Source organism: Marinifilum fragile JCM 15579 (assembly GCF_001310955.1).
Lineage (GTDB): Bacteria > Bacteroidota > Bacteroidia > Bacteroidales > Marinifilaceae > Marinifilum > Marinifilum fragile.
The window spans coordinates 93,539-114,110 of the sequence record NZ_BAZX01000002.1; the positions used below are offsets into that span (position 1 = coordinate 93,539).

Consider the following 20,572-nt stretch of genomic DNA (forward strand, 5'->3'; position numbering starts at 1 on the left):
TTAATTCAAAAAAACAAAACAGTTCTAACAAAAATCTAACATCTGGCTTAGATGCCTGAAAAAGAAAATTAAAAAACTTTAAAAGCTTCTCTCAATCGAACTTGTTTTTAAAGAATGTTCGATTGAAATACCAGCTTAATTAATCAAATCCCAAAATTCGATTATCGCTCCAGATTTAGTATGGAAATGATAAAAAATAGAAGAAAGAAATATGAATAATAAAGTGAAACGTTCTCAAACTTGATTTTATACTACGATTCCCTTAGTATTTAATTTCTTGTACCATTGAACAAATAGTTCTATTCCTTGGTCGAATGAAACCTTAGGAGAATATCCAATTAGTTTTTTTGCTTTTGTTATATCCGCAAAAGTTTGATATACATCGCCAGCTTGCATTGGAAGACGATTGATTTTTGGGATTATTTCTGAAGCTTTAGAAATGGCTTCTATCATTTGATTTAAGGTGATAGGATAACTGTTGCCAAGGTTTATGGTTTCAAATACATTCTCGTTTTTAAAAAGGTAATTACAAGTTTTAACAATTCCATCAACGGTATCGTCTACATAAGTATAATCCCTTGCTGTGCTTCCGTCTCCAAATACAGGAATTGGCTCGTCATTCATCATCAATTTCAGAAATTTGTGAATTGCCAAATCTGGTCGTTGGCGAGGACCAAAAACGGTGAAGAATCTCAGGTTAATGATATCAAGCTTGTAAAGGTGGTGATAAGAGTGATTCAAAACCTCACAAGACTTTTTCGAAAAGGCATAGGGAGAAATAACATGATCAACATTCTGATCTTCCGAAAAAGGAACTGTTAAATTGTTTCCGTATACCGATGAGGATGAGGCGAAAGCTAGTTTTTTAATTCCCCTTTCGTTCATGAAATCAAGGATGTTTCGCGTAGCTGAAATATTGCTGTCAATATAACTTTGAGGAGCTTCTATTGATGGTCTTACACCAGCTTTTCCCGCCAAGTGAACAATGAGAGAAACATTTTCCTCTATCATGTTTAAACTACCACTTTTACAAAGGTCTATTTGGTAAAATTTAAACGCCTTGTTTCGTTTGAATCCCTCCATATTTTTAATCTTTATATCGATTGAATAAAAGGGGTCAAAATTATCAAGACCTACTACGTGATATCCAAGATTTATAAGCTTTTCACACAAATGAGAACCTATAAATCCCGCACATCCTGTTACAAGGATGCTCTGTTTCTTTCTATTCTCTTGTTCAATTTTCATGGCCTTCTGAGTTATTCTTTTCCAAAATCACAGTTTCTTCATAGGTTTTGTCAGGAATTGAAATGGGCGTAACCAAAGTGACGTATTTTTTTAAGTGTTCCTTGTTTCGTCGTTTTCCAACTCTTTGCATGTTATTATCATATCGACTGATAATCTCAAGTTTAATTTTACTCAATTGAGCTTTGGTGAATACATCATTGGGGTTTTCTGTAGAGATGACCACGAATGGCTTCTTCTCCGGTAAATTAATCTTTTCTTTTGTATTCCATTGTGTTACTTCTTTTCCAATTTCATATACCAACTCAATTCTGAAATCATGTTTCCCGATGCTATAATAGTTGTATTTATGTAAATCCGGTATATTTCTAATCTCGGATATGCTCTTGAAATCAGGATTTCTGTTTAGAATTCCTCCTGTATGTGGAATAATAAAGATCACCACAATTAAGAGTAATGATGTTGTGCTTAATACCATACCTCTTACATTTCGATTGATCCAACAGATGACTAAACTCATTGCAACGAGTTCTGAAAAGATTGAGAAAAGTGCAAAAGAGGGAACAGACATTAAATTTTGTCTCTGAAACATAAAAAAGGTAACAATAGGAATCGAAAAAGCTATAATGATAATGGTCCAAATATTAATTCCAAATAAAATATGATCTGCTTTTTTAGCACTTTCATTCTTAAAAACAATATATAGGTGATGAAGGAATTGCCCTGCCAATAAAGCGCTAGGAATCAATACGGGTAAAAGATATCTGTCTTTTTTCTCAGGAATCAACGAAAGAAGAATTACTGAAGATAAAGTCCAAATCAAGGCAAACTTGTATTCCTTTTTTGCCTTAAAGTTCTTAAGTGCATACGGGAATAATAAACTTGTAAATATAATAAGTGTCCATATTCCAGATTGAATTGGAAAATTCCAATAGTAATAGAAAGGACGCACGTGGCGATTCATCCACGAACCAGACTCAAGTTTAGCAACTGCTGCAGCCTCTTGAGCATGTGCAATTGAAATGTAAACTGGCCACCAAAAACTAATGATTGCAAATATGAACAAACAAAGTACAATGGGTTTCCAGTATTGTTTTAGGTTTTTTGGTCTGTAAACTGAAAAATAAGCAATTAAAAATGGTAGAAGGAGAGCAAAAAATGCCACTGGACCTTTACTTAGAAAGGATAATCCTAACAAAACACCGATGAACGAAAACTTAATCCATAAACTTTTGCTGTTATGATTTTTAAAGGCGCTGTGAATGATCCAGATGGCACCTAACATGAAGCTGTGACAATATATGTCCCATGTTCCTGTTCTGCTCATATAAAGTACATAAAAGCTGCTAACAAGGACAAGGCTGTTGGTTAATGCTTTTATTCTATTGCCGCTTAAACTAATGGTAAATTGATACATGAAGAAAACCATTAGAGAACCCATTATTCCAGCTGGAAATCTAAGCATGCTTAAATCTTCCATGCCAAATATGTTTCCGAATATTGCAGTAATCCACGTTGGCAGTGGAGGTTTAGCCAGGCGCAATTCTCCATTCATCGTTGGCACAAGCCAGTTTCCTTTTTCAATCATTTCACGGGCCGTAACAAAGTTTCTAGCTCCATGATATTCACAAAGAACTCTTCATTGAAAAGGAAAAACGATACATAGCAAGTAATAATTAGCAAAATGGCATGTGCATATCTATTGTTATCTTGTATTGATTCAAAATTCATTGATTGTTATTTTTCAGTTTTTACCGTGAGTTTTTTTTTGCGGATCAAAATGATATTTCGAGCGTAAACAATCATTCCAAATCCTTGTCCGACGAATAATACCGGATCTGTTCGATAGACTGCATAGGACAAAATCATACATGATCCGATGATGCTTATGATCCAAAATCCTAGAGGAAGGCAAGATTCACCTTTTTTCTCGGAATAAATCCATTGATAAACAAATCGAAATGTGAAGGTTATTTGACCTGCCATACCCCAAATCAGGAGTAAAAATGGAATATCCTTATTCTTAAACAATAGGGTTTGATGTAATTCCCAGTTTAGTAAAATATTAGCAATGGCAATTATTGGAGTGCCAAGGGCCAGAACTCTCGAAATTAAAGGCAATTTTTTCCAGCGGTTTTGCAATTGAAGATTACGGATATAGATCGTATATGCAATGATTTGACCAAAGATGATCGCAAAATCGTTACGTAATAATCCATACACAAATAAAAGCCAGGAGGCCAATATACTTAACTGCCAGAATATTGCGGGCGAAAGAGAATCTCCCGCTTTTTCAGATTTTATCCATTGAACAATTAGTCGTGCAGAGAATAAGGCTTGAGCCAAGAATCCAACGGCATAGATGTACAAGTTTTCTTTCATCCCTGGTTTGATATTTCATAATTGATATATCTTTTTTTCATCCAACGATAGGCAAAGCAATCTTTAAATGGCCCTATCAAGCGGTTGAACAGATGGTATTTTGCTTCGCCTGCAATTCGAGGGAAATGACGAACAGGGATCTGTTTAATTTCACCATTTTGGAGCATGATAAGAGCTGGAATAAAGCGGTGCATGCCTGTAAAAAATGGAATTTTCTGGGCATATTTAGTTTGCATTATCTTTAAAGGACAACCCGTATCAATGGCATTATCTTTGGTCATAAAGCGACGAAAGTTGTTGGCTATGGTGGAGCTCATGTTTTTTACAAAACTATCTTTTCGGTCTTTTCGATAGCCTGTCACCAAAGCATAATCGTGGCGAAATTCCATTAGTAGATCAAAATCGAAAGGAGTTGTCTGTAAATCAGAATCAATATAGCCTACAAATTCTGTGTTTGCATGATCAATACCTGCCTTAAGTGCGGCACTTAAGCCCATGTTTTTACTTAGCTCAATGAATTGAAAACGATCAGATCCATTACAAATTTTTTCAATCATCATTTGGCTGTGGTCTGATGATCCATCATTCACAAATAAGACCTTAGAGGGATAAGGAGAGACTGAAAAATAAGAATTAAATTCCTCTTTAACACGTTCAAGATTATCTTCTTCATTGTAAACTGGAACCACAATGGTTAGCTCAAATTTAGGGGGCGGTAAATTCATGATTTAATATTTTTTTCTATTTCTAGGGAATGTGGAGTGAAAGTATATATTAAATCTAACAAAAATCTAACAGTCAAGTGGTATGAAGGTGAAAGTGTGTTTAAAATTCTTAAAAGAGTATTGAATTTTCATCCCATAGTGATCTGCAATCTTTTTTACAATGGCTAAGCCAATGCCCGTAGAATTGGGGTTTGTACTTTCCTTATAAAAACGTTTGAATATTAATTCAGGCTCTTTTATGGCAGTTTCACCATGGTTTGAAATACTGAATTGATTTTTAGATATTTTAACTTCAATAATCTTACTTATAGGGCTGTGGTTTATCGCATTGGCTGTAATGTTTTGGATTAGAAGGTTAGCCAGACGTTTGTCCATTTTTACTTTACAATCTTCTGAGGCGCTTATATCTACACTTAGGTTTCTATCCTGTAGAATATCATCTAAATTACTAATACGCAATGTAAATAGTTTGCGTAATGATAGTTCTTCCGTTTCATTGAACTGTCCATGATCAATTTTAGCTAAAAGTAGAAGCCCTTTCACAATTCCTGATAAACGATCTGTCGAAAGGTAGATTTTGCGAATTGACTGGATTGTTTTATCATTTAAGTCAGTTTCAGAAAATAGATTTTCGCACTTGTTTCTGATAATTGCTAGTGGTGTTTGTAGTTCATGAGCAGCATTGGCTGAAAATTCTTTTGACTCTGCGTAATCTTTTTCTAATCGATACGACATTTTTGTGATCACTTGATTCAGGTCATCAAATTCATCGATACCAGTATTCTTTAAATTCAATTGATTATTGGAGTTAAAAGAATATTTTTTTAGCAATTCAACGTTTGTATTAAAAGTGCCCCAAAGTATTGTGTTCATTTTTTGAGTAAAAAGGAGGACCAGTACGAATATTAATCCCAGAACGGTAGAAATTAAGGCCGTATAAAGAGAAAAGATATCATCAAACTCCATTAACATCTGGCGAGTGATAATTTGATAGTGCTTTTCATTAATTGATTTATAAGTGCTTAATTCCCTATATGGAACAAGTTCGTTATGTACATCTTCGTATATAACTGTGTCTTTTGTTGTTGTATTTCCAATTTCAGAAAGAGAAACTTCTTTAACGATATCGGTTGGATATACATTAGGGAAATTATTATTTTTCTTAACGGTTTCAGCAATTACCTCTGCTTCAAGTAATAATTGTTGATCAATCTCTTTTTTTAGTATAAAATTACTCAACAGAATGATTACAACATCAGCAATTAAAAATACAAGGATGCCATATCTTAAATAAGTACGGTTAATTTTGGTAAGCAACTTCATGTTTAATGAATTTCAAGTTTGTATCCGAAACCATGAACGGTTTTAATGTAATTTTCGCCAGTATGCTTTTTAAGTTTTTTTCTGAGACGATTAATATGAGTGTATATGAAATCGGAGTTGTCCATGAAAACTGAATTTTCGCCCCATACATGCTCGAATAAACTCTCCTTGGTTAGAACTCTATTTTTATTTTCGATAAAATAAAGCAAGAGATCATATTCTTTTTTGCTGAAATCTACATACTCTCCAGCAATTTTTACAGATCTATCTTGTGTTTCAATTTCAATATTTTCGAAATGGATAATGCTTGCCTGTGAATGAAAATTTCTACGTAAAAGGGCATTTATGCGAGCATATAGTTCAGATAAATGAAATGGTTTTACTAAATAATCGTCGGCTCCCAGGTTTAATCCATCCACACGATCTTCCAGCTTATCACGTGCCGAAATAATAATTACCCCACTATCATTCCAAATGGATTTGATAAAAGAAATACAATCCAGACCATCACCATCAGGCAAACTCAAATCAAGCAAAATAACTGGATAAAACGTTTTATCGAAAAATTGCTTTCCCTCTTTGACCGTTGATGCACAGATACATTCAAATCCTGAAGAGTTTAAAAAATCTGCAATGGTTTGTTGTAAAATTAAGTCATCTTCAATCAATAAAATTTTTTTATTCATAGGGGTTGAAATTAAATAACGGAGCCACGATATTGCAAATAAACATGAATTCGATTTAAATATTGCTATTCCATAAACAGATTGGCAATTTCATGACTAAAGTTTCTGAACCTTACACCTGAAAGATTCGTTAAAATCACTACGCAGATTTCTTCTTTGGGATAAATGATCATGTGTGTGGTTGCTCCAATTGATCCACCTGAATGACCATAGTAGTAATGACCTTTACGATCTTTTCCACTTGCCCAACCAATTCCATACTCAGTAACTTTTCCTTTTGTTGTTTTCTGTGAACGAGTTAATTCATCAATTTGTTTTTGACTCAGGTAACCGGCTTTGCTATGAGCCTTGGCAAATCGCATGATATCTTCTGAGGTAGACAAAAAGCCGCCACCAGCCCATTTAATGCTGTTGTCAACAAAAGGTCCGTTTATAATTTTGTTATTCTTACTTCTTTGATAAAAACCTGTTCGATTGGGAATAATACTATCGGTATGATCGGCGATGGTATTGTGCATTTCCAAAGGATTGAAAACATGCTTTTGCATATAGGAAAGAAATTCTTCTCCGGAAGCTTTCTCGACAATGCGGCTCAATAAGTTCCAACCATAGCTTGAATAGTGGTACTCTTTACCAGGATATGAGATCAGAGGATCATTTTCGAAGATTTCAAGTGCATCATCAATATTGTCGAAATGTTTGGCACTTAAAAATTCATTTCCATTGTAATGACGAATGCCTGCCAAATGACCAGCTACCATTCGACTGGTGATTTTAGCTTGTTTTTTAGGAAAATCGGGTAAATAGAATTGAATGGACGAATCCAATTGAAGTTTGTTTTGAGCCCACAATTGTATAAGCGCATCTGCACTCACAGGTTTTGAGATACTACCAATACGAAACTTTGTTTTAGCAGGATCTACTTTTGTTTGTGCTTCCAGATTTCCATATCCAAATCCTTTGGAAAGAACATTTTCACCTTTCACCGAAACGGTAATTGCCAATCCCGGAATTTGATTTTTTGCAATAAAGTCATTTGTCAATTCAATGGCTTGCTCAATAGGTTTATCATACACTGCTTTTTGACTATGGCATGATAGTGCAAGAAGAACAAAAAGGCATGTCAGTACAGGTTTTGAGAATTTCATAAGTTTAGTTTTGGTGGATATGAGTTAAAATTATAAAATAATTCAAATATGATTGTACTGTTTAAGTTATGTTTCGCATTTGTCAAATCATATGCTTTTGATTAATTTGCGAACTATAAAAACTATTATAAAAAGCTTTACTGATGAGTAAAATTCGCGAATATTTTGATCTTATAATGAACTTCTTGAGTAGGGGAGTATGGAACATGCGTTTGAAAGATTTATCGGGACACCGTTATTTTTTGATTAGGCAATTGCGAATTTACCTTTTGGCAGTAAAAGGATTTTACGAAGATAAATGTCAGTTGAGGGCTTCGGCGCTAACATTTTACTCATTGCTGTCGGTGGTTCCGGTATTGGCTATGGGTTTTGGAATTGCAAAAGGATTCAATTTGGAAGCAAAACTTGAAGCAGAACTGAAAGCCAATTTGGCTGGTCAGCAAGAAGTGTTGACCTGGTTAATTGAGTTTGCTAATAAGATGTTGGAGAATACCAAAGGATCATTAATTGCAGGTTTGGGATTTGTGATTTTGTTTTGGTCGGTAGTAAAGGTCTTAAGCAACATCGAGGAATCGTTTAACGATGTTTGGCGTATTAAAAAGCGAGAACTTGGGGACGAAAGTTTAGTGATTATACAGCCTTGATGATATTTGCTCCGATTTTGTTGATTGGATCGAGTGGGGTGACGGTGGTTTTAAAAACCATGATTGAAGAAATTACACAAGGAAGTAGTTTAATGGAAACGGTTGGCCCTTTTCTAACCTTCCTGATTAATTTAGCACCTTTCTTCTTGGTTTGGATATTATTTACTTTGCTTTATACATTCATGCCAAACACGCATGTGAAGTTCAAATCGGGATTGATTGCCGGTATTATTGCAGGAACCATCTATCAGTTGTTCCAGGTATTGTACATCGAGTTCCAGGGAATGGTAACCACTTACAATGCAGTCTACGGTAGTTTTGCTGCCTTGCCTTTGTTCTTAATGTGGTTGCAATTAAGTTGGCTGGTGGTGTTGTTCGGAGCTGAAATTTCTTTTGCAGAGCAAAATGTGGAGAACTACGAGTATGAAGCTGAAACCACAGAGATCTCTTACGATTACAAAAGATTATTGAGCTTGTATGTTTTGAATCTCATTGTTCAAAACTTTAAACAAGATAACAAGCCATTATGCTCTCAGGAAATATCGCATCAGCTGGAAATGCCTATACGATTGGTACGTGAAATACTATTCAATTTGCTAAATTCCGGCTTGATTTCGGAACTAACCACGGAGAAGGATAAACAAATGGCTTATCAACCAGCCTTTGATATTAATGAGATGACGGTTAGTAAGGTGATTGATTTATTGGAAAAGGCCGGTTCTGACAATATTCCGGTTTTGGAGACAGAAGTCTATGCCGACCTTAAACTCATTGTGGCAGAGTATAGAAATTCTTTTTCGGTTGAGGGAAGAGAAATGCTATTAAAGGATATCTAACCTCACTCTATCTCTCTCCTAAAGGAGAGAAGAACACAGCTTGGTAGAATAATTAGTAATTAACAATGATCAATTAATAATGTGATAGTTTCCATTTTATAGCAGAATAGATTTGTTGTTTTCTCCCTTTCAGGGGAGATCCCAACAGGGAGAGGGGTGTTTTAATATAAAGCTTAAGCATAATGAATGAGAAGTTACAAGAGTTGACAACTAATGTATTAAAGAAGTATAAGATTATTATTGGACTATTTATTATTTCAGTTGTTTTCCAATTATTCTTTCGAGATGTTTCATTCGATTTAATTTTAGGAAGTGCGATGTTTCAGTTTTGTTCTTCTTTTATATTAGGATATGTGTACACTCAGTTTCATATAAAGTATAATTTTATTGAATTCATTAGGGTGTGGAAAATATTTTATGCCATATTGGTTGTAGTAAGTATTTTATTGATATTAACAGGAGTAATAATTTAAAGAATATGATCTTCATCTTCGGAGCCAACGATAAAGTAGTTGAAAAACAACGGCAATACGCACAAGAGCATTGCTACAATTGTAATAATACGTCTAATTGGATATTGGAAAAGAATGCTACTTATGCCAGTTTATTCTTTATTTCGGTTTTTCCAATTAAAACCAGGTACATCTACTATTGTCCAATTTGCAGGAATGGAAGACAGTTGGAGAAAGAGGAATACGAAAGAATGAAGTAAATCAATTAATAATGAGTAATGAACAATGAATAATAGTTGTTAGAGAGAAGGATAACTTCCATCTAATATGAACTGATTTCATCCATTGAATCGCATTAATCACTATTTTTACCAAAGTTTGAATTGACTAAGGTATCCCAAAAGCCAAATCTGAGTACCTAAATTTCAAATTAATGAACAACAAGTCTGTTATCGCGATCTTTGCATTTTGCATGCTTCTAATCTCATCATGTGCGAAGAAAGAGAAGAAAGATCTGCCTAAAATTGCCATTGCAGGATTCTGGATTGAGTCGAGTACTTTTTCGCCTGCCAAAAGCGATGTGAACTCCTTTAAGCAATTAAGAGGAGATGAGATATTCGATTACTATCCATTCTTTGGTGTGGATTCTACCTTACGAAAGCAAGCCCAATGGGTTCCTACCCTAAGAGCTCGTGCCATTCCTGGTGGAGTAGTTACCAAGGAAACCTACGAAACTTTCGTAAGTGAGATATTGGAAAAACTAAAGGTAAACGGTCCTTTCGATGCCATGTTTTTAGATGTTCATGGAGCGAGTAGTGTGGAAGGAATGGATGATCCCGAGGGTGATTTAATCACACGCATTAGAAAAGTGCTTGGAACGGAATGTATGATTTCTACCAGCATGGATTTACACGGAAATGTAACTCCTGAATTGGTGAAGCATTCCGATTTAATTACCTGTTTCCGCCTGGCACCGCACGAGGATGCCATGGAGACCAGAAGAAGAGCCGTGAAGAATCTTTTGGATCGTTTAGAGAGTGGAAAAGGCAAACCAAAATACAAAGCATGGATTCCGGTTCCGGTTCTGTTGCCGGGAGAGAAGACCAGTACCCGTATTGAGCCGGGAAAAAGCCTGTATGCTAAAATCGATCCTTTAACCAAACAGGAAGGTGTGATTGATGCTGCAATTTGGGTAGGTTATGCATGGGGCGATGCACCAAGAAATACCGCTACGGTTACCGCTTATGGCGACAGTAAGGAAGAGGTTGCCAAAGCAGCCGAATACCTGGCAAAAAGCTTTTGGGATGTAAGAAAAGAATTCGAATTTGTAGCTCCAGTGGCAAGTTTGGATGAAAGTTTAAAAGCAGCCATTAAAAGCGATAAAAAGCCTTTTATTATTAGTGATATGGGTGATAATCCAACAGCTGGAGGAGCTGGGGATGTAACCTGGACTTTGGCAGAGCTTTTAAAGAGACCTGAATTCAAGAAGGCGAATGGTCCAAGCTTGATATACGCATCCATTCCTGGACCAAAATTCGTTGAAAAGGCGGTGAAGTTAGGCGAGGGAGCCATGATTGAGGCAGAAGCTGGAGCGAATGTAGACTCACGTTACTCGGGTCCGGTGAAATTGAAAGGAAAGATTGAAAAGATAAGACATGGTGATAAGCACGCTGAAACCGAAGTGGTGGTGAAAGTTGGAAGCATGCATGTAATTGTAACCAAAATTCGTAAACCATACCATCACGAAGCTGATTTTACCAACTTGGGATTAAATCCACGTCAATCGGATATTGTAATGGTGAAAATTGGTTATTTGGTACCAGAATTGTATAACATGCGTGGTGATTGGCTAATGGCTCTTACGCCAGGTGGGGTTGATCAGGATTTAATACGTTTGGGGCACAAACGCATTAAACGCCCAATGTTCCCATTCGATGCCGATATGGAAAATCCTGACCTATCAGCACGAATGATTCCATTATCGAATGAATAAACACAATTAAAAAATATACAGTAGAGACGTACGGCCGTACGTCTCTTTTTTTTTCCATGAATATACAGGTTGATTCTTTAGGAATATTGAGTTCATATGATAATTTTATTGGGTTTGTTTCCTTGAGACTTGCAGAAATGTTAGAAGTCTTAAAATTGTTGTTTTTTAGGGAGGATTGATTTTGAATGCTTATGAAGATTTTTGATAGATAGAAGAAGGAGGAAGTGATGATAGAAGGGATTAGTATTAAGTAAAGACAATTCAAAATAAAATTCATTTTCACATAGGGTATTCTTACATTTAATCATCATAGTATTACACGCTAAACACAAAATGATGAAGAGACTACCTATTATTCTGATTGTTCTAGGAGTATTTCTGCTATCTTGTCAGCAAAATACCACAAAAAATGATACTACACCTAAAGCATCTGAAACTGAAAAGAAAGTTGAGTATCCGAAAGTAGTGGAATTTCCATCTTTGGATTCCTTGACCATTACAGCTCACTTGTATCAAATTGATGAAACATCTCCTTTCATTCTGCTTTGTCACCAGGCTAGATTCAACAAGTTCGAGTATTCGGGAATTGCTGAGAAGCTGAACGAAATGGGCTTTAATTGCATGGCAATTGATCAGCGTTCGGGTGGACCAATTGGAAAAAAACAAAACGAGACCTATTTACGTGCCCTTACAAAGGGATTGGGTATTGATTATGTAGAAGCAGAGCCCGATATTCGTGCAGCAATTCAATACATTCATTCAAACTTTACTGAAAAAATTATTCTTTGGGGATCGAGTTATTCATCTACTTTGGCTTTATATCTAGGAGTAGAATTAGATGAAGTTTCAGCAGTGATCTCTTTTAGTCCGGGAAACTATCTTGCAGATCAAAAAGGCTCATTAACTGATAAGTTGGAAGGGTTTGAAAAGCCAATGTTTTTAACCAGTTCAAAATCGGAAGCGAAATATGTGAAGGAATTACTGGAGAAACATCAACTTGGAGAAAAACAAGTGCAGTTCATTCCAGAAGGTCCAGGGCATCATGGTTCACGTGCGCTTTGGATCAATCAGCAAGGAGGAGAGGAGTACTGGATGGCAATCACAAAGTTCTTAAATGACATAAAGAAATAGTTAGGATTAGTAGAGTAACACAGACTAGGGGAATGGCAATGTGCTGTTCCCTATTTTTTGAATTAAATTTTCGTGAAGCCAAGAACAAATTGTAACTTAAAGTATCATAATCGAAATACCATGAGATACTTATTAATTTTGACATTGCTTCTGCTTTCATTTTCATGTAGCAATCCTGTTGATGAGAAAAGAATCATCGATTCGAGGAAATTTAATAAGATAATCTCGCAGAAAGACAAAACACTGGTATACATCTGGACGACATGGTGTAGTGGCTGTCGCAAAAACCTGAAGCAAACATTACCCAAGCTCATGCAAGATATCAATGGGGAAGAATACCAATTATTGTTGATTGCTGTTAGTAAAAACAGGGAAGAGGTGGACTCTTTGGTAAGCGCAAGTGGATTAAGCAACCATTCTTATTTTCTGGATTTTACCGGACCTGATAAAGGTAAGTTTCAATCCATTGGTATCAGACAGTTTCTCTCCTCCAATTTCCCGAATGAAAAGATCTACATAGGAGGAATTCCTGTATTTTTTCTTGTAAGTAGAGACCAAGAGGTTTTAATTAAGAATCTTCCACATTCTTATAATGAGGTGATGGAAATGTTGAATTGAGAAAAAAAGACCCACCAGAAAACTGGCAGGTCTTGAAATAAAATGTCTTGATGGTCTATGCCTCTTCGTAGAAGAATTTATCAGCGAAAGCTGGTTTCAAATCATCTAACCAAAATGCTTTAGGATCATATTTTGCGAAGAAAGGACGTCCAACCCAATCAGAGTTTCTGCCTTGAATAAAGTTTAGAACAAAAACTTTTTCACCATTAATTTCGCTTACACCAGCAATCTGCACTTTTCCAGGATTAGCTGACATGCTTGGTCCGCGAACTGTACGACATACACCGCTAACCTGAGAGTAAGCCTTTCGGAAGATATTCCAAGCTTCTTCAAGAGTGACAGCAAAATACTCTTGAGCACCAGTTTCACGTGCAATAAACATGTAGTAAGGAATCATTCCCCAGTCTACTTGCTTTCTCCACATACGAGCCCACATATCTGCATCAAAGTTCAAATGTTTCATTAATGGAGATTGAGTACGAATTACTGCACCGGTAGCACGAATATTTTCCACAGCTTGTTTTACAACTTCGGTACTCATTTCGTTAATATGGTTGAAATGGGCCATGATGGATAGATTCAAGCCACTGTCGCTAATTTTTTTGAATACATTCAACAAATGCTGAGCATCATCATCGCTAGTGTAACGATATGGCCAGTAAGCTAATGTTTTGGTTCCAATACGAATGGTCTTCAAGTTTGGAATCTCAGCAGCAATAATGGCATCGATATATTGTTCGAATACTTTTGATTTCATAACCATTGGATCTCCACCGGTAAACAACAAATCGGTAATTGATGGATTCTGACGCAAGTACTCAATAATTAAATCAACCTGTTTCATGGCAAATTTCAGTTCATCGATACCTGTGAACTGCGGCCAGCGGAAACAGAAAGTACAGTATGCATGACATGTTTGTCCTTGTGAAGGGAAAAACAACATGGTTTCAGCATATTTGTGTTGAATACCAACCAATTTTACACCGTTTAATTCAGGAACATTGTGAACTTGTCCTGCCGGGTTTGGGTTCAATTCCATTCGAATTTGGTTGGCAGCTTTGGTAATTTCAGGACGTGAAGCACCGCTTCTAATCAATTCAGCCATTCTGTCGTAATGCTTGGCTGAAAGCATATCTTTTTGAGGGAAAGTTAGGATAAAAATCGGATCATTTTCGAAATTGTCCCAATCGATCAACTCATCAACTACATAATTGTTTGCTTTAAAAGGAAGGACCTCTCCAACAACTTCAATATCAAAAATCTGCTCTTCGCTCAGTTTACTAATCTGAGGAATATTCTTAAAGGTCTTCAGTGTGTAAGCTCTATACTTCATAGGCTAATATCTGGTTTTGATGTTTAAACAAGTAACCGCGTGTGAATACGATTACTCCCCCTGGTTGTAATTACATGTTCAAAATCAAGCTATTAGGATATGGTAGCGCAGATGTATGTGTGTAACTCGTCAGAGTTAAAGGCTACAAATGAGATTCCCCAGATTCAAGTTAAGGAAAAATTGGGACATTTTCCACATAAACTGTTCAATGTCAGCTGTAAAGGAAGACTAATGTCCCAGCGTATCAAATAGCTGTGGCACAAATGTATAATATTTAAAAATTTTAAACAAGCTTGTATTACAGTTAAGTGTTTGTATTAGTGGTAGATTTAACTTTATACACTCTCTAATTTATATTGCAGGAATGAGCGATAAAGATTACTTTTGCTGAGGATCAGGAAGAAGGCATAATTGGGTTAAATACATAATTTAACAGCCTATACTTGCATTCTAAATAAGTATTTTTTGCATATCAGGAATTGAATGAAAAGAAGTGATGTAGAATTAATGGCGCCGGTAGGTTCATATGAATCTTTAATGGCAGCCATACAAGGGGGAGCTAACTCGATATATTTTGGCATTGAACAATTAAATATGCGTTCAAGATCAGCGAATAACTTTACCTTCGAAGATCTAAGGAAAATTGCCAATATCTGTAAAGAGAACAATGTAAAATCTTACCTTACCGTTAATACGGTATTGTTTGATCATGATATTAAGTTGATGTATAAAATTGTTGATGCTGCCAAAGAAAGTGGTGTAACTGCAATTATTGCATCAGATGTATCGGCAATTATGTATGCGCGATCGATTGATGTTGAGGTACATATATCTACTCAATGTAATATTACCAATATCGAAGCGGTGAAGTTTTATGCGCAATTTGCAGATGTTGTTGTATTGGCGCGTGAGTTGGATTTGAATCAGGTAAAAGCCATTTACGATCAGATTGTGGAGCAGGATATTCGTGGTCCAAAAGGAGAATTGATACAGATCGAAATGTTTGCTCATGGAGCTTTGTGTATGGCAGTTTCTGGTAAGTGTTACTTAAGTCTGCACGAGAAGAATTCATCAGCAAATCGTGGAGCATGCATGCAAACCTGCAGAAAAGCTTATACGGTTACCGAAAAAGAATCGGGTAATGAATTGGAAATTGACAATGAATACATCATGTCGCCAAAAGACTTGTGTACCATTGGATTTTTAAATAAAATGTTGGATGCAGGTGTTCGAGTTCTTAAATTCGAAGGTCGTGCTCGCTCTCCGGAATATGTGAAAACTGTAGTTGGCTGTTACAACGAAGCAGTTGCTTCTTACCTTGATGGAACCTACAATAAGGAGAAAATTGAGAATTGGATGGAGCGTTTGTCTACAGTATTCAATCGTGGATTTTGGGATGGATATTACCTTGGACAAAAACTAGGTGAGTGGAGTAACGAATATGGAAACCGTGCTACCAAGCGTAAAGTGCTTATTGGTAAAGGAACAAACTATTTTGCCAAGATTAAGGTTGCAGAATTTTTGTTGGAATCCAACGAACTTGCAGTTGGGGATAACATCCTGATTACAGGACCTACAACTGGCGTGGTTGAAACTACTATAAAAGAAATTAGGGTAGACCTTAAACCAGTAGAAAAAGCAGTAAAGGGAGATAGTTTCTCGATTGCTTTGGATACTATGATTCGTCGTTCAGACAAATTGTACAAGGTTGTTGAGGTAACAAATGATTTGATTCAATAATAATTAATGTAAAGACGTACGGTCGTACGTCTATAAAAATGGTTAAACATGAATAAATTAGTTCTAACATTTATTGCTTTGTTCGCTGTGTTATCTCTTAGGGCTAGTGATTTAAAAGAATCATTATTAAAAAATGGAGACAAAGTGCCTGAGTTTACAGTCACTACACTCGATGGAAAAGAAATTTCGATAAAAGATTTGAAGGGAAAAGTGGTATTGATCAACTTTTTTGCAACTTGGTGCGGACCTTGTATGAAAGAATTGCCAGAAGTTCAAAAACAATTGTGGCCAAAATTTAAGAATGAAAATTTTGTAATGGTTTCAATTGGTCGCGAACATACAAAGGATGAATTAGTGAAATGGAATCAGAAGAAAGCTTTTACTTTCCCAATTGCACCAGATCCGAAGCGCGAAGTTTATTCAAAATTTGCTAGTCAATACATTCCTCGTAACTTTATTGTCGATAAAACAGGAAAGATCATTTGGCAAGGGGTTGGATTCGATCAAAAAGAGTTGGAACAAATGATCAAAACCATTCAGGAAAACTTATAATCCATGCAAGGAAATATCAGAAAAATGCGTACCAATCTAGGGGAGCCAGTGCAGTATCAATTGCCTATTGGTGATGATTTAACTGAAATGAACTCACTAATTGGTAAGAAGATCAGTTTGAAATTTTTGGATCAGATTAATTGTATCCATTGTGGTAAGAAAACCAAAATATCTTTTTCTCAAGGATATTGTTATTCATGCTTTACCACATTACCTCAAACCGATCCCAGCATTGTACATCCTGAATTAGATTTATCTTATTTGGGAATTTCGCGAGATATGGAATGGGCAAAAAAGAATTCTCTTACACCTCATTACGTTTATTTGGCTTATTCTGGCAATTTAAAAGTGGGTGTAACCAGAGAATCACAAGTGCCAACACGATGGATTGATCAGGGAGCTAGCAAGGCAATAAAGCTTGCTAAAACCCCAAACAGACATATTGCTGGCGTTATGGAGGTGGCTTTAAAGGAGTATTTTTCTGATAAGACCAACTGGCGCGAAATGTTAAAGCAGGATGGTACAACCGATATTGACCTTTTGGAGGAGAAAAGGAAAGCTGAAAATAAACTTCATCCCGAATTGAAACAATACCTATGTGATGATGATGAAATTTACAGCATTAACTATCCTGTAGATGAGTTGCCTAAAAAGATTACCAGCTTTGGTTTTGATAAAATGAAAGAATTCGAAGGAGTTTTGAAAGGAATAAAAGGTCAATACTTGATTTTCGAAGGTGGAAAAGTAATAAATATTCGAAAACATAACGGATATCTTATCGAATTGAAAGTAATTTGATAAAAAACGCAAGAAATTGTAGGTAAAAAGAACAAATTTCTTAATACATTTGTATAAACTTGAAAAACTTAAAGAAACAAAACACTTATTGCTAAATTCATATCTGAAATGGAAAACATTAATTGGAAAGAATTTGGTTTTGGTTATACTAAAACTGATTACAATGTTCGTTGTCACTATCGTGATGGAAAATGGGGAGAATTAGAAGTATCTTCTTCTGATCAAATCAATGTTCACATTGCATCAACTGGTTTGCATTACGGACAACAAGCATTCGAAGGATTAAAAGCATTTAAAGGTCCTGATGGAAAAGTTAGAGTTTTCCGTATTGACGAAAATGGTAAGCGTCTGCAAAGCTCATCTCATGGTATTATGATGGCTGAAATGCCTTTAGATTTGTTCCGTGAGGCGGTAATCAAAGCTATTAAATTGAATGAAAGATGGATTCCTCCTTATGAATCAGGAGCTTCTCTATACATTCGTCCTGTATTATTTGGTAATGGCGCACAGGTAGGAGTTAAGGCTTCAGAAGAATATACTTTCGTAGTATTTGTTATGCCTGTTGGACCATATTTTAAAGAAGGATTCAAGCCAACTGACTATGTGATTTATCGTGAATACGATCGTGCTGCTCCTCAAGGAACAGGTATCTATAAAGTTGGTGGTAACTATGCAGCTTCGTTAAGAGGTGGTAGTAGAGCGCATGCTGAAGGATTTTCTGCAGTATTGTTCTTAGATGCTAAGGAAAAGAAATATATCGATGAATGTGGTCCAGCTAACTTCTTTGGAATTAAAGATAACACTTACGTAACTCCAAAATCAAATACTATTCTTCCATCCATTACAAACAAGAGTTTGTGTCAGATCGCTGAAGATCTAGGAATGAATGTAGAGCGTCGTCCTATTACTGTTGAAGAATTGTCAGATTTCTCAGAAGCTGGTGCTTGTGGTACTGCTGCTGTTATTTCTCCAATCCGTAAAATTGTTGATGCTGATAACAATATCGAATACAAGTATGGTGAAGAGGCAGGAGAGCGTAGCTTTAAGCTATACGAAACGCTTCGTGGCATTCAGTACGGAATTGTTGAAGACAAACACAATTGGAATACAATCATCGAGTTTTAATCGATAATTTCGTTCCTTTATAAATATAGAAAGAGCATCAGGAGTTTCCTGATGCTCTTTTTCGTTGTTGTAAGTAATTTCGTAATTAATTTGCCAAAAGCAATCCTTTTATTCGATCATCAAAAGCCGAAAGAGCAGCTTTTGAACCTTCTCCCATGGCTATCACTATTTGTTTGTAAGGAACGATAGAAACGTCTCCAGCAGCGTAAATACCAGCTTGGTTTGTCCTACAATGTGAATCGATTTCAATTTCACCAATTTGGTTGGTTTTAACCTTATCGGCAAACACTTTGCTATTGGCATTTAAACCAATCTGAACAAAAACTCCATCGGTTGTTAAGACTTCTTCCTTTTCGGATATTCGATCTTTGTATTTTAAAGAGTGTACCTTATTGCCATCACCATCAATACTTAAAGTTTGTGCATTGGTGGTAATGCTAACATTCGATAATTCTTTGATTTTGTCTTGTAAAACCTGGTCACCTTTTAATTCATCCATAAATTCAAGCACATGTACTTCTGAAGCGATAGATGATAGGTCAATTGCAGCTTCCAATCCAGAATTTCCTCCTCCAATTACAACTACTTTCTTACCCTTATAAAATGGACCATCGCAGTGCGTACAAAATGCTACTCCCGAACCGATATAATCGCTTTCTCCAGGAACATTTAATTTTCTCCAGCTAGCTCCAGTTGCAATGATAAGTGCAGGAGCAGTGATTGTTTCATTCAATGAAGTGGTAATGGTTTTAATACCATCAACAAGCTCCATGTTTTCTATTACACGATTTTCCAAGATATCAATAGGATAATCATGAAGGTGTTTCATTAGGTTCCCTGATAATTCAGCTCCACTTGTTTTTGGAACAGAAATCATATTTTCAATGGATACCGTTTCAGTAACCTGGCCTCCTACTTTTTGGGCAACAATGGCTACAGAGAAACCTTTACGTGCTGAATATACTGCGGCAGAAACTCCAGCTGGGCCACCACCAGCAACAATAACATCATACTCTTTTTTTTGCTGCAAGGCAGGTGTAAATTCAGTTCCTAATTGGTCTTCTAATTTACTTAGCAATTCACCTAGTGAAGAACGACCAACGTGCAATTGTTTGCCATTTGCATAAACTGTTGGAACAGCTTGAATGTTTAAGCGTTCTACTTCTTCCTGATTAATGGCTCCATCAATTATTTCATGTGAAATATTTGGATTCAGAAAGGCGAAAATGTTTAATGCTTGAACAACATCAGGACAATTGGTGCAGGATAGAGAGATGAAACTTTTGAATTCAACTTTTTCAGAAATGGCTTGAATTCTTTGCGTTAGCATTTCATCTGGCAAGTTTTTCCCAATTCCATCAAGGTTTAAAATTGCCAATAACAATGTTGTAAACTCATGTCCATTAGGCACAGCTTTAAAATGAACATTGGTTTCTGCTCCATTTTTTAGAATAGTAAATGCTAAACCAGTTGATTCTGATATCTCTAAATTTACTTTATCGCTGCATGATGCAACATCCTCTAAAAGCGAAATTAATTCTTGCTTGTTTGAGTGGGTTGATGATACTTGTATTTGAAATGTATATTGGTTTTTAAGCGATGAAAATAAATCAATTACCTGTTTTTTTATTGTTTGTTCTAGCATAGTCTTTTTGATTTTGAGAAAATCTGCCTCAAGGTAGTGTAACTTTAATCGGATTATTTTAAAACTACTTCAAGGCAGACCCGGGTAATTTTATACCATTTTAGATGTCATTTATACATTGGTATAATGCTGATAGATTGCTAACACTCAATTATGAGTGTAACGATATAAGTGAGTATTTAAGCAACTTATCGGT

Annotated in this window: 20 protein-coding genes; 11 read left to right on the forward strand and 9 right to left on the reverse strand. The window is 35.9% G+C overall.

Annotation, left to right across the window (positions count from 1 at the left end):
* Window positions 1-246: 246 nt before the first annotated feature.
* The 7 genes from JCM15579_RS02300 to JCM15579_RS02330 all read right to left on the reverse strand — a co-directional run bounded on the left by JCM15579_RS02300 (window position 247) and on the right by JCM15579_RS02330 (window position 7,509).
* Window positions 247-1,248, reverse strand: coding sequence for a GDP-mannose 4,6-dehydratase (locus JCM15579_RS02300; RefSeq protein ID WP_054715148.1), 1,002 nt, complete (start codon window positions 1,246-1,248; stop codon window positions 247-249).
* A complete protein-coding gene (locus tag JCM15579_RS02305) occupies window positions 1,238-2,833 on the reverse strand; it encodes an ArnT family glycosyltransferase (protein WP_054715151.1) in 1,596 nt (531 codons plus the stop codon). The genes JCM15579_RS02300 and JCM15579_RS02305 overlap by 11 nt, the downstream gene beginning before the upstream one ends.
* Window positions 2,834-2,982: 149 nt before the next feature.
* Window positions 2,983-3,627 (reverse strand): lipid-A-disaccharide synthase N-terminal domain-containing protein, encoded by a 645-nt coding sequence (locus JCM15579_RS02310; RefSeq protein WP_054715154.1) that lies wholly within the window; start codon window positions 3,625-3,627, stop codon window positions 2,983-2,985.
* The gene (locus tag JCM15579_RS02315; RefSeq protein ID WP_054715156.1) at window positions 3,624-4,352 is read right to left on the reverse strand and encodes a glycosyltransferase; all 729 of its coding nucleotides are present in this window, start codon (window positions 4,350-4,352) and stop codon (window positions 3,624-3,626) included. Before JCM15579_RS02315 ends, JCM15579_RS02310 begins: the two co-directional genes overlap by 4 nt.
* A 66-nt stretch (window positions 4,353-4,418) precedes the next feature.
* On the reverse strand, window positions 4,419-5,675 hold the full coding sequence (locus tag JCM15579_RS02320) for a sensor histidine kinase (protein ID WP_054715159.1): 1,257 nt from the start codon (window positions 5,673-5,675) through the stop codon (window positions 4,419-4,421).
* A 2-nt stretch (window positions 5,676-5,677) separates the two neighbouring features.
* A complete protein-coding gene (locus JCM15579_RS02325; RefSeq protein WP_054715164.1) occupies window positions 5,678-6,361 on the reverse strand; it encodes a response regulator transcription factor in 684 nt (227 codons plus the stop codon).
* 65 nt (window positions 6,362-6,426) lie between these two features.
* Window positions 6,427-7,509, reverse strand: coding sequence for a serine hydrolase domain-containing protein (locus JCM15579_RS02330; RefSeq protein ID WP_054715168.1), 1,083 nt, complete (start codon window positions 7,507-7,509; stop codon window positions 6,427-6,429).
* A gap of 143 nt (window positions 7,510-7,652) precedes the next feature.
* Here JCM15579_RS02330 and JCM15579_RS22460 point away from each other — a divergent pair, with 143 nt between their 5' ends.
* The 7 genes from JCM15579_RS22460 (at window position 7,653) to JCM15579_RS02365 (ending at window position 13,183) form a co-directional block, all read left to right on the forward strand.
* Entirely contained in the window at window positions 7,653-8,153 is a 501-nt protein-coding gene (locus JCM15579_RS22460) for a YhjD/YihY/BrkB family envelope integrity protein (RefSeq protein ID WP_054715170.1), read from the forward strand.
* Complete coding sequence (locus JCM15579_RS02340) at window positions 8,153-8,989, forward strand: YihY/virulence factor BrkB family protein (protein WP_054715171.1); 837 nt, start codon at window positions 8,153-8,155, stop codon at window positions 8,987-8,989. Before JCM15579_RS22460 ends, JCM15579_RS02340 begins: the two co-directional genes overlap by 1 nt.
* Before the next feature lie 182 nt (window positions 8,990-9,171).
* Complete coding sequence (locus JCM15579_RS02345) at window positions 9,172-9,462, forward strand: hypothetical protein (RefSeq protein WP_054715173.1); 291 nt, start codon at window positions 9,172-9,174, stop codon at window positions 9,460-9,462.
* A 5-nt stretch (window positions 9,463-9,467) separates the two neighbouring features.
* Window positions 9,468-9,701, forward strand: coding sequence for a zinc-ribbon domain-containing protein (locus tag JCM15579_RS02350; RefSeq protein ID WP_054715175.1), 234 nt, complete (start codon window positions 9,468-9,470; stop codon window positions 9,699-9,701).
* A 173-nt stretch (window positions 9,702-9,874) separates the two neighbouring features.
* Window positions 9,875-11,434, forward strand: coding sequence for a M81 family metallopeptidase (locus tag JCM15579_RS02355; protein WP_054715177.1), 1,560 nt, complete (start codon window positions 9,875-9,877; stop codon window positions 11,432-11,434).
* 336 nt (window positions 11,435-11,770) lie between these two features.
* Window positions 11,771-12,565, forward strand: a complete 795-nt coding sequence (locus tag JCM15579_RS02360) for an alpha/beta hydrolase (protein WP_054715179.1) — start codon at window positions 11,771-11,773, stop codon at window positions 12,563-12,565.
* A gap of 120 nt (window positions 12,566-12,685) precedes the next feature.
* Window positions 12,686-13,183, forward strand: a complete 498-nt coding sequence (locus tag JCM15579_RS02365; RefSeq protein WP_054715189.1) for a TlpA family protein disulfide reductase — start codon at window positions 12,686-12,688, stop codon at window positions 13,181-13,183.
* A 55-nt stretch (window positions 13,184-13,238) separates the two neighbouring features.
* On the opposite strand, the gene JCM15579_RS02370 is transcribed toward JCM15579_RS02365, so the two are convergent.
* Window positions 13,239-14,516, reverse strand: coding sequence for a KamA family radical SAM protein (locus JCM15579_RS02370; RefSeq protein ID WP_054715191.1), 1,278 nt, complete (start codon window positions 14,514-14,516; stop codon window positions 13,239-13,241).
* A gap of 483 nt (window positions 14,517-14,999) precedes the next feature.
* Here JCM15579_RS02370 and JCM15579_RS02375 point away from each other — a divergent pair, with 483 nt between their 5' ends.
* From JCM15579_RS02375 to JCM15579_RS02390, 4 genes are all read left to right on the forward strand, one after another.
* Entirely contained in the window at window positions 15,000-16,256 is a 1,257-nt protein-coding gene (locus JCM15579_RS02375; protein WP_054715193.1) for a peptidase U32 family protein, read from the forward strand.
* Between the two features lie 48 nt (window positions 16,257-16,304).
* Window positions 16,305-16,808: a TlpA family protein disulfide reductase gene (locus JCM15579_RS02380; protein ID WP_054715195.1), complete on the forward strand. Its 504-nt coding sequence runs from the start codon at window positions 16,305-16,307 to the stop codon at window positions 16,806-16,808.
* Window positions 16,809-16,832: 24 nt separating this feature from the next.
* Window positions 16,833-17,606: a DUF2797 domain-containing protein gene (locus JCM15579_RS02385; protein ID WP_245625800.1), complete on the forward strand. Its 774-nt coding sequence runs from the start codon at window positions 16,833-16,835 to the stop codon at window positions 17,604-17,606.
* 108 nt (window positions 17,607-17,714) lie between these two features.
* Window positions 17,715-18,731, forward strand: coding sequence for a branched-chain amino acid aminotransferase (locus JCM15579_RS02390; RefSeq protein WP_054715199.1), 1,017 nt, complete (start codon window positions 17,715-17,717; stop codon window positions 18,729-18,731).
* Window positions 18,732-18,816: 85 nt separating this feature from the next.
* Here JCM15579_RS02390 and ahpF read toward each other — a convergent pair whose 3' ends face one another.
* Window positions 18,817-20,376, reverse strand: coding sequence for an alkyl hydroperoxide reductase subunit F (gene ahpF / locus JCM15579_RS02395; RefSeq protein ID WP_054715204.1), 1,560 nt, complete (start codon window positions 20,374-20,376; stop codon window positions 18,817-18,819).
* Window positions 20,377-20,572: the final 196 nt, after the last annotated feature.

Excerpts from the sequence above, each read along its gene's own strand:
- JCM15579_RS02300 (WP_054715148.1), bottom strand. The coding sequence starts at position 1,248 with ATGAAAATTGAACAAGAGAATAGAAAGAAACAGAGCATCCTTGTAACA.
- JCM15579_RS02305 (WP_054715151.1), bottom strand. The coding sequence starts at position 2,833 with ATGATTGAAAAAGGAAACTGGCTTGTGCCAACGATGAATGGAGAATTG.
- JCM15579_RS02310 (WP_054715154.1), bottom strand. The coding sequence starts at position 3,627 with ATGAAAGAAAACTTGTACATCTATGCCGTTGGATTCTTGGCTCAAGCC.
- JCM15579_RS02315 (WP_054715156.1), bottom strand. The coding sequence starts at position 4,352 with ATGAATTTACCGCCCCCTAAATTTGAGCTAACCATTGTGGTTCCAGTT.
- JCM15579_RS02320 (WP_054715159.1), bottom strand. The coding sequence starts at position 5,675 with ATGAAGTTGCTTACCAAAATTAACCGTACTTATTTAAGATATGGCATC.
- JCM15579_RS02325 (WP_054715164.1), bottom strand. The coding sequence starts at position 6,361 with ATGAATAAAAAAATTTTATTGATTGAAGATGACTTAATTTTACAACAA.
- JCM15579_RS02330 (WP_054715168.1), bottom strand. The coding sequence starts at position 7,509 with ATGAAATTCTCAAAACCTGTACTGACATGCCTTTTTGTTCTTCTTGCA.
- JCM15579_RS22460 (WP_054715170.1), top strand. The coding sequence starts at position 7,653 with ATGAGTAAAATTCGCGAATATTTTGATCTTATAATGAACTTCTTGAGT.
- JCM15579_RS02340 (WP_054715171.1), top strand. The coding sequence starts at position 8,153 with ATGATATTTGCTCCGATTTTGTTGATTGGATCGAGTGGGGTGACGGTG.
- JCM15579_RS02345 (WP_054715173.1), top strand. The coding sequence starts at position 9,172 with ATGAATGAGAAGTTACAAGAGTTGACAACTAATGTATTAAAGAAGTAT.
- JCM15579_RS02350 (WP_054715175.1), top strand. The coding sequence starts at position 9,468 with ATGATCTTCATCTTCGGAGCCAACGATAAAGTAGTTGAAAAACAACGG.
- JCM15579_RS02355 (WP_054715177.1), top strand. The coding sequence starts at position 9,875 with ATGAACAACAAGTCTGTTATCGCGATCTTTGCATTTTGCATGCTTCTA.
- JCM15579_RS02360 (WP_054715179.1), top strand. The coding sequence starts at position 11,771 with ATGAAGAGACTACCTATTATTCTGATTGTTCTAGGAGTATTTCTGCTA.
- JCM15579_RS02365 (WP_054715189.1), top strand. The coding sequence starts at position 12,686 with ATGAGATACTTATTAATTTTGACATTGCTTCTGCTTTCATTTTCATGT.
- JCM15579_RS02370 (WP_054715191.1), bottom strand. The coding sequence starts at position 14,516 with ATGAAGTATAGAGCTTACACACTGAAGACCTTTAAGAATATTCCTCAG.
- JCM15579_RS02375 (WP_054715193.1), top strand. The coding sequence starts at position 15,000 with ATGAAAAGAAGTGATGTAGAATTAATGGCGCCGGTAGGTTCATATGAA.
- JCM15579_RS02380 (WP_054715195.1), top strand. The coding sequence starts at position 16,305 with ATGAATAAATTAGTTCTAACATTTATTGCTTTGTTCGCTGTGTTATCT.
- JCM15579_RS02385 (WP_245625800.1), top strand. The coding sequence starts at position 16,833 with ATGCGTACCAATCTAGGGGAGCCAGTGCAGTATCAATTGCCTATTGGT.
- JCM15579_RS02390 (WP_054715199.1), top strand. The coding sequence starts at position 17,715 with ATGGAAAACATTAATTGGAAAGAATTTGGTTTTGGTTATACTAAAACT.
- ahpF (WP_054715204.1), bottom strand. The coding sequence starts at position 20,376 with ATGCTAGAACAAACAATAAAAAAACAGGTAATTGATTTATTTTCATCG.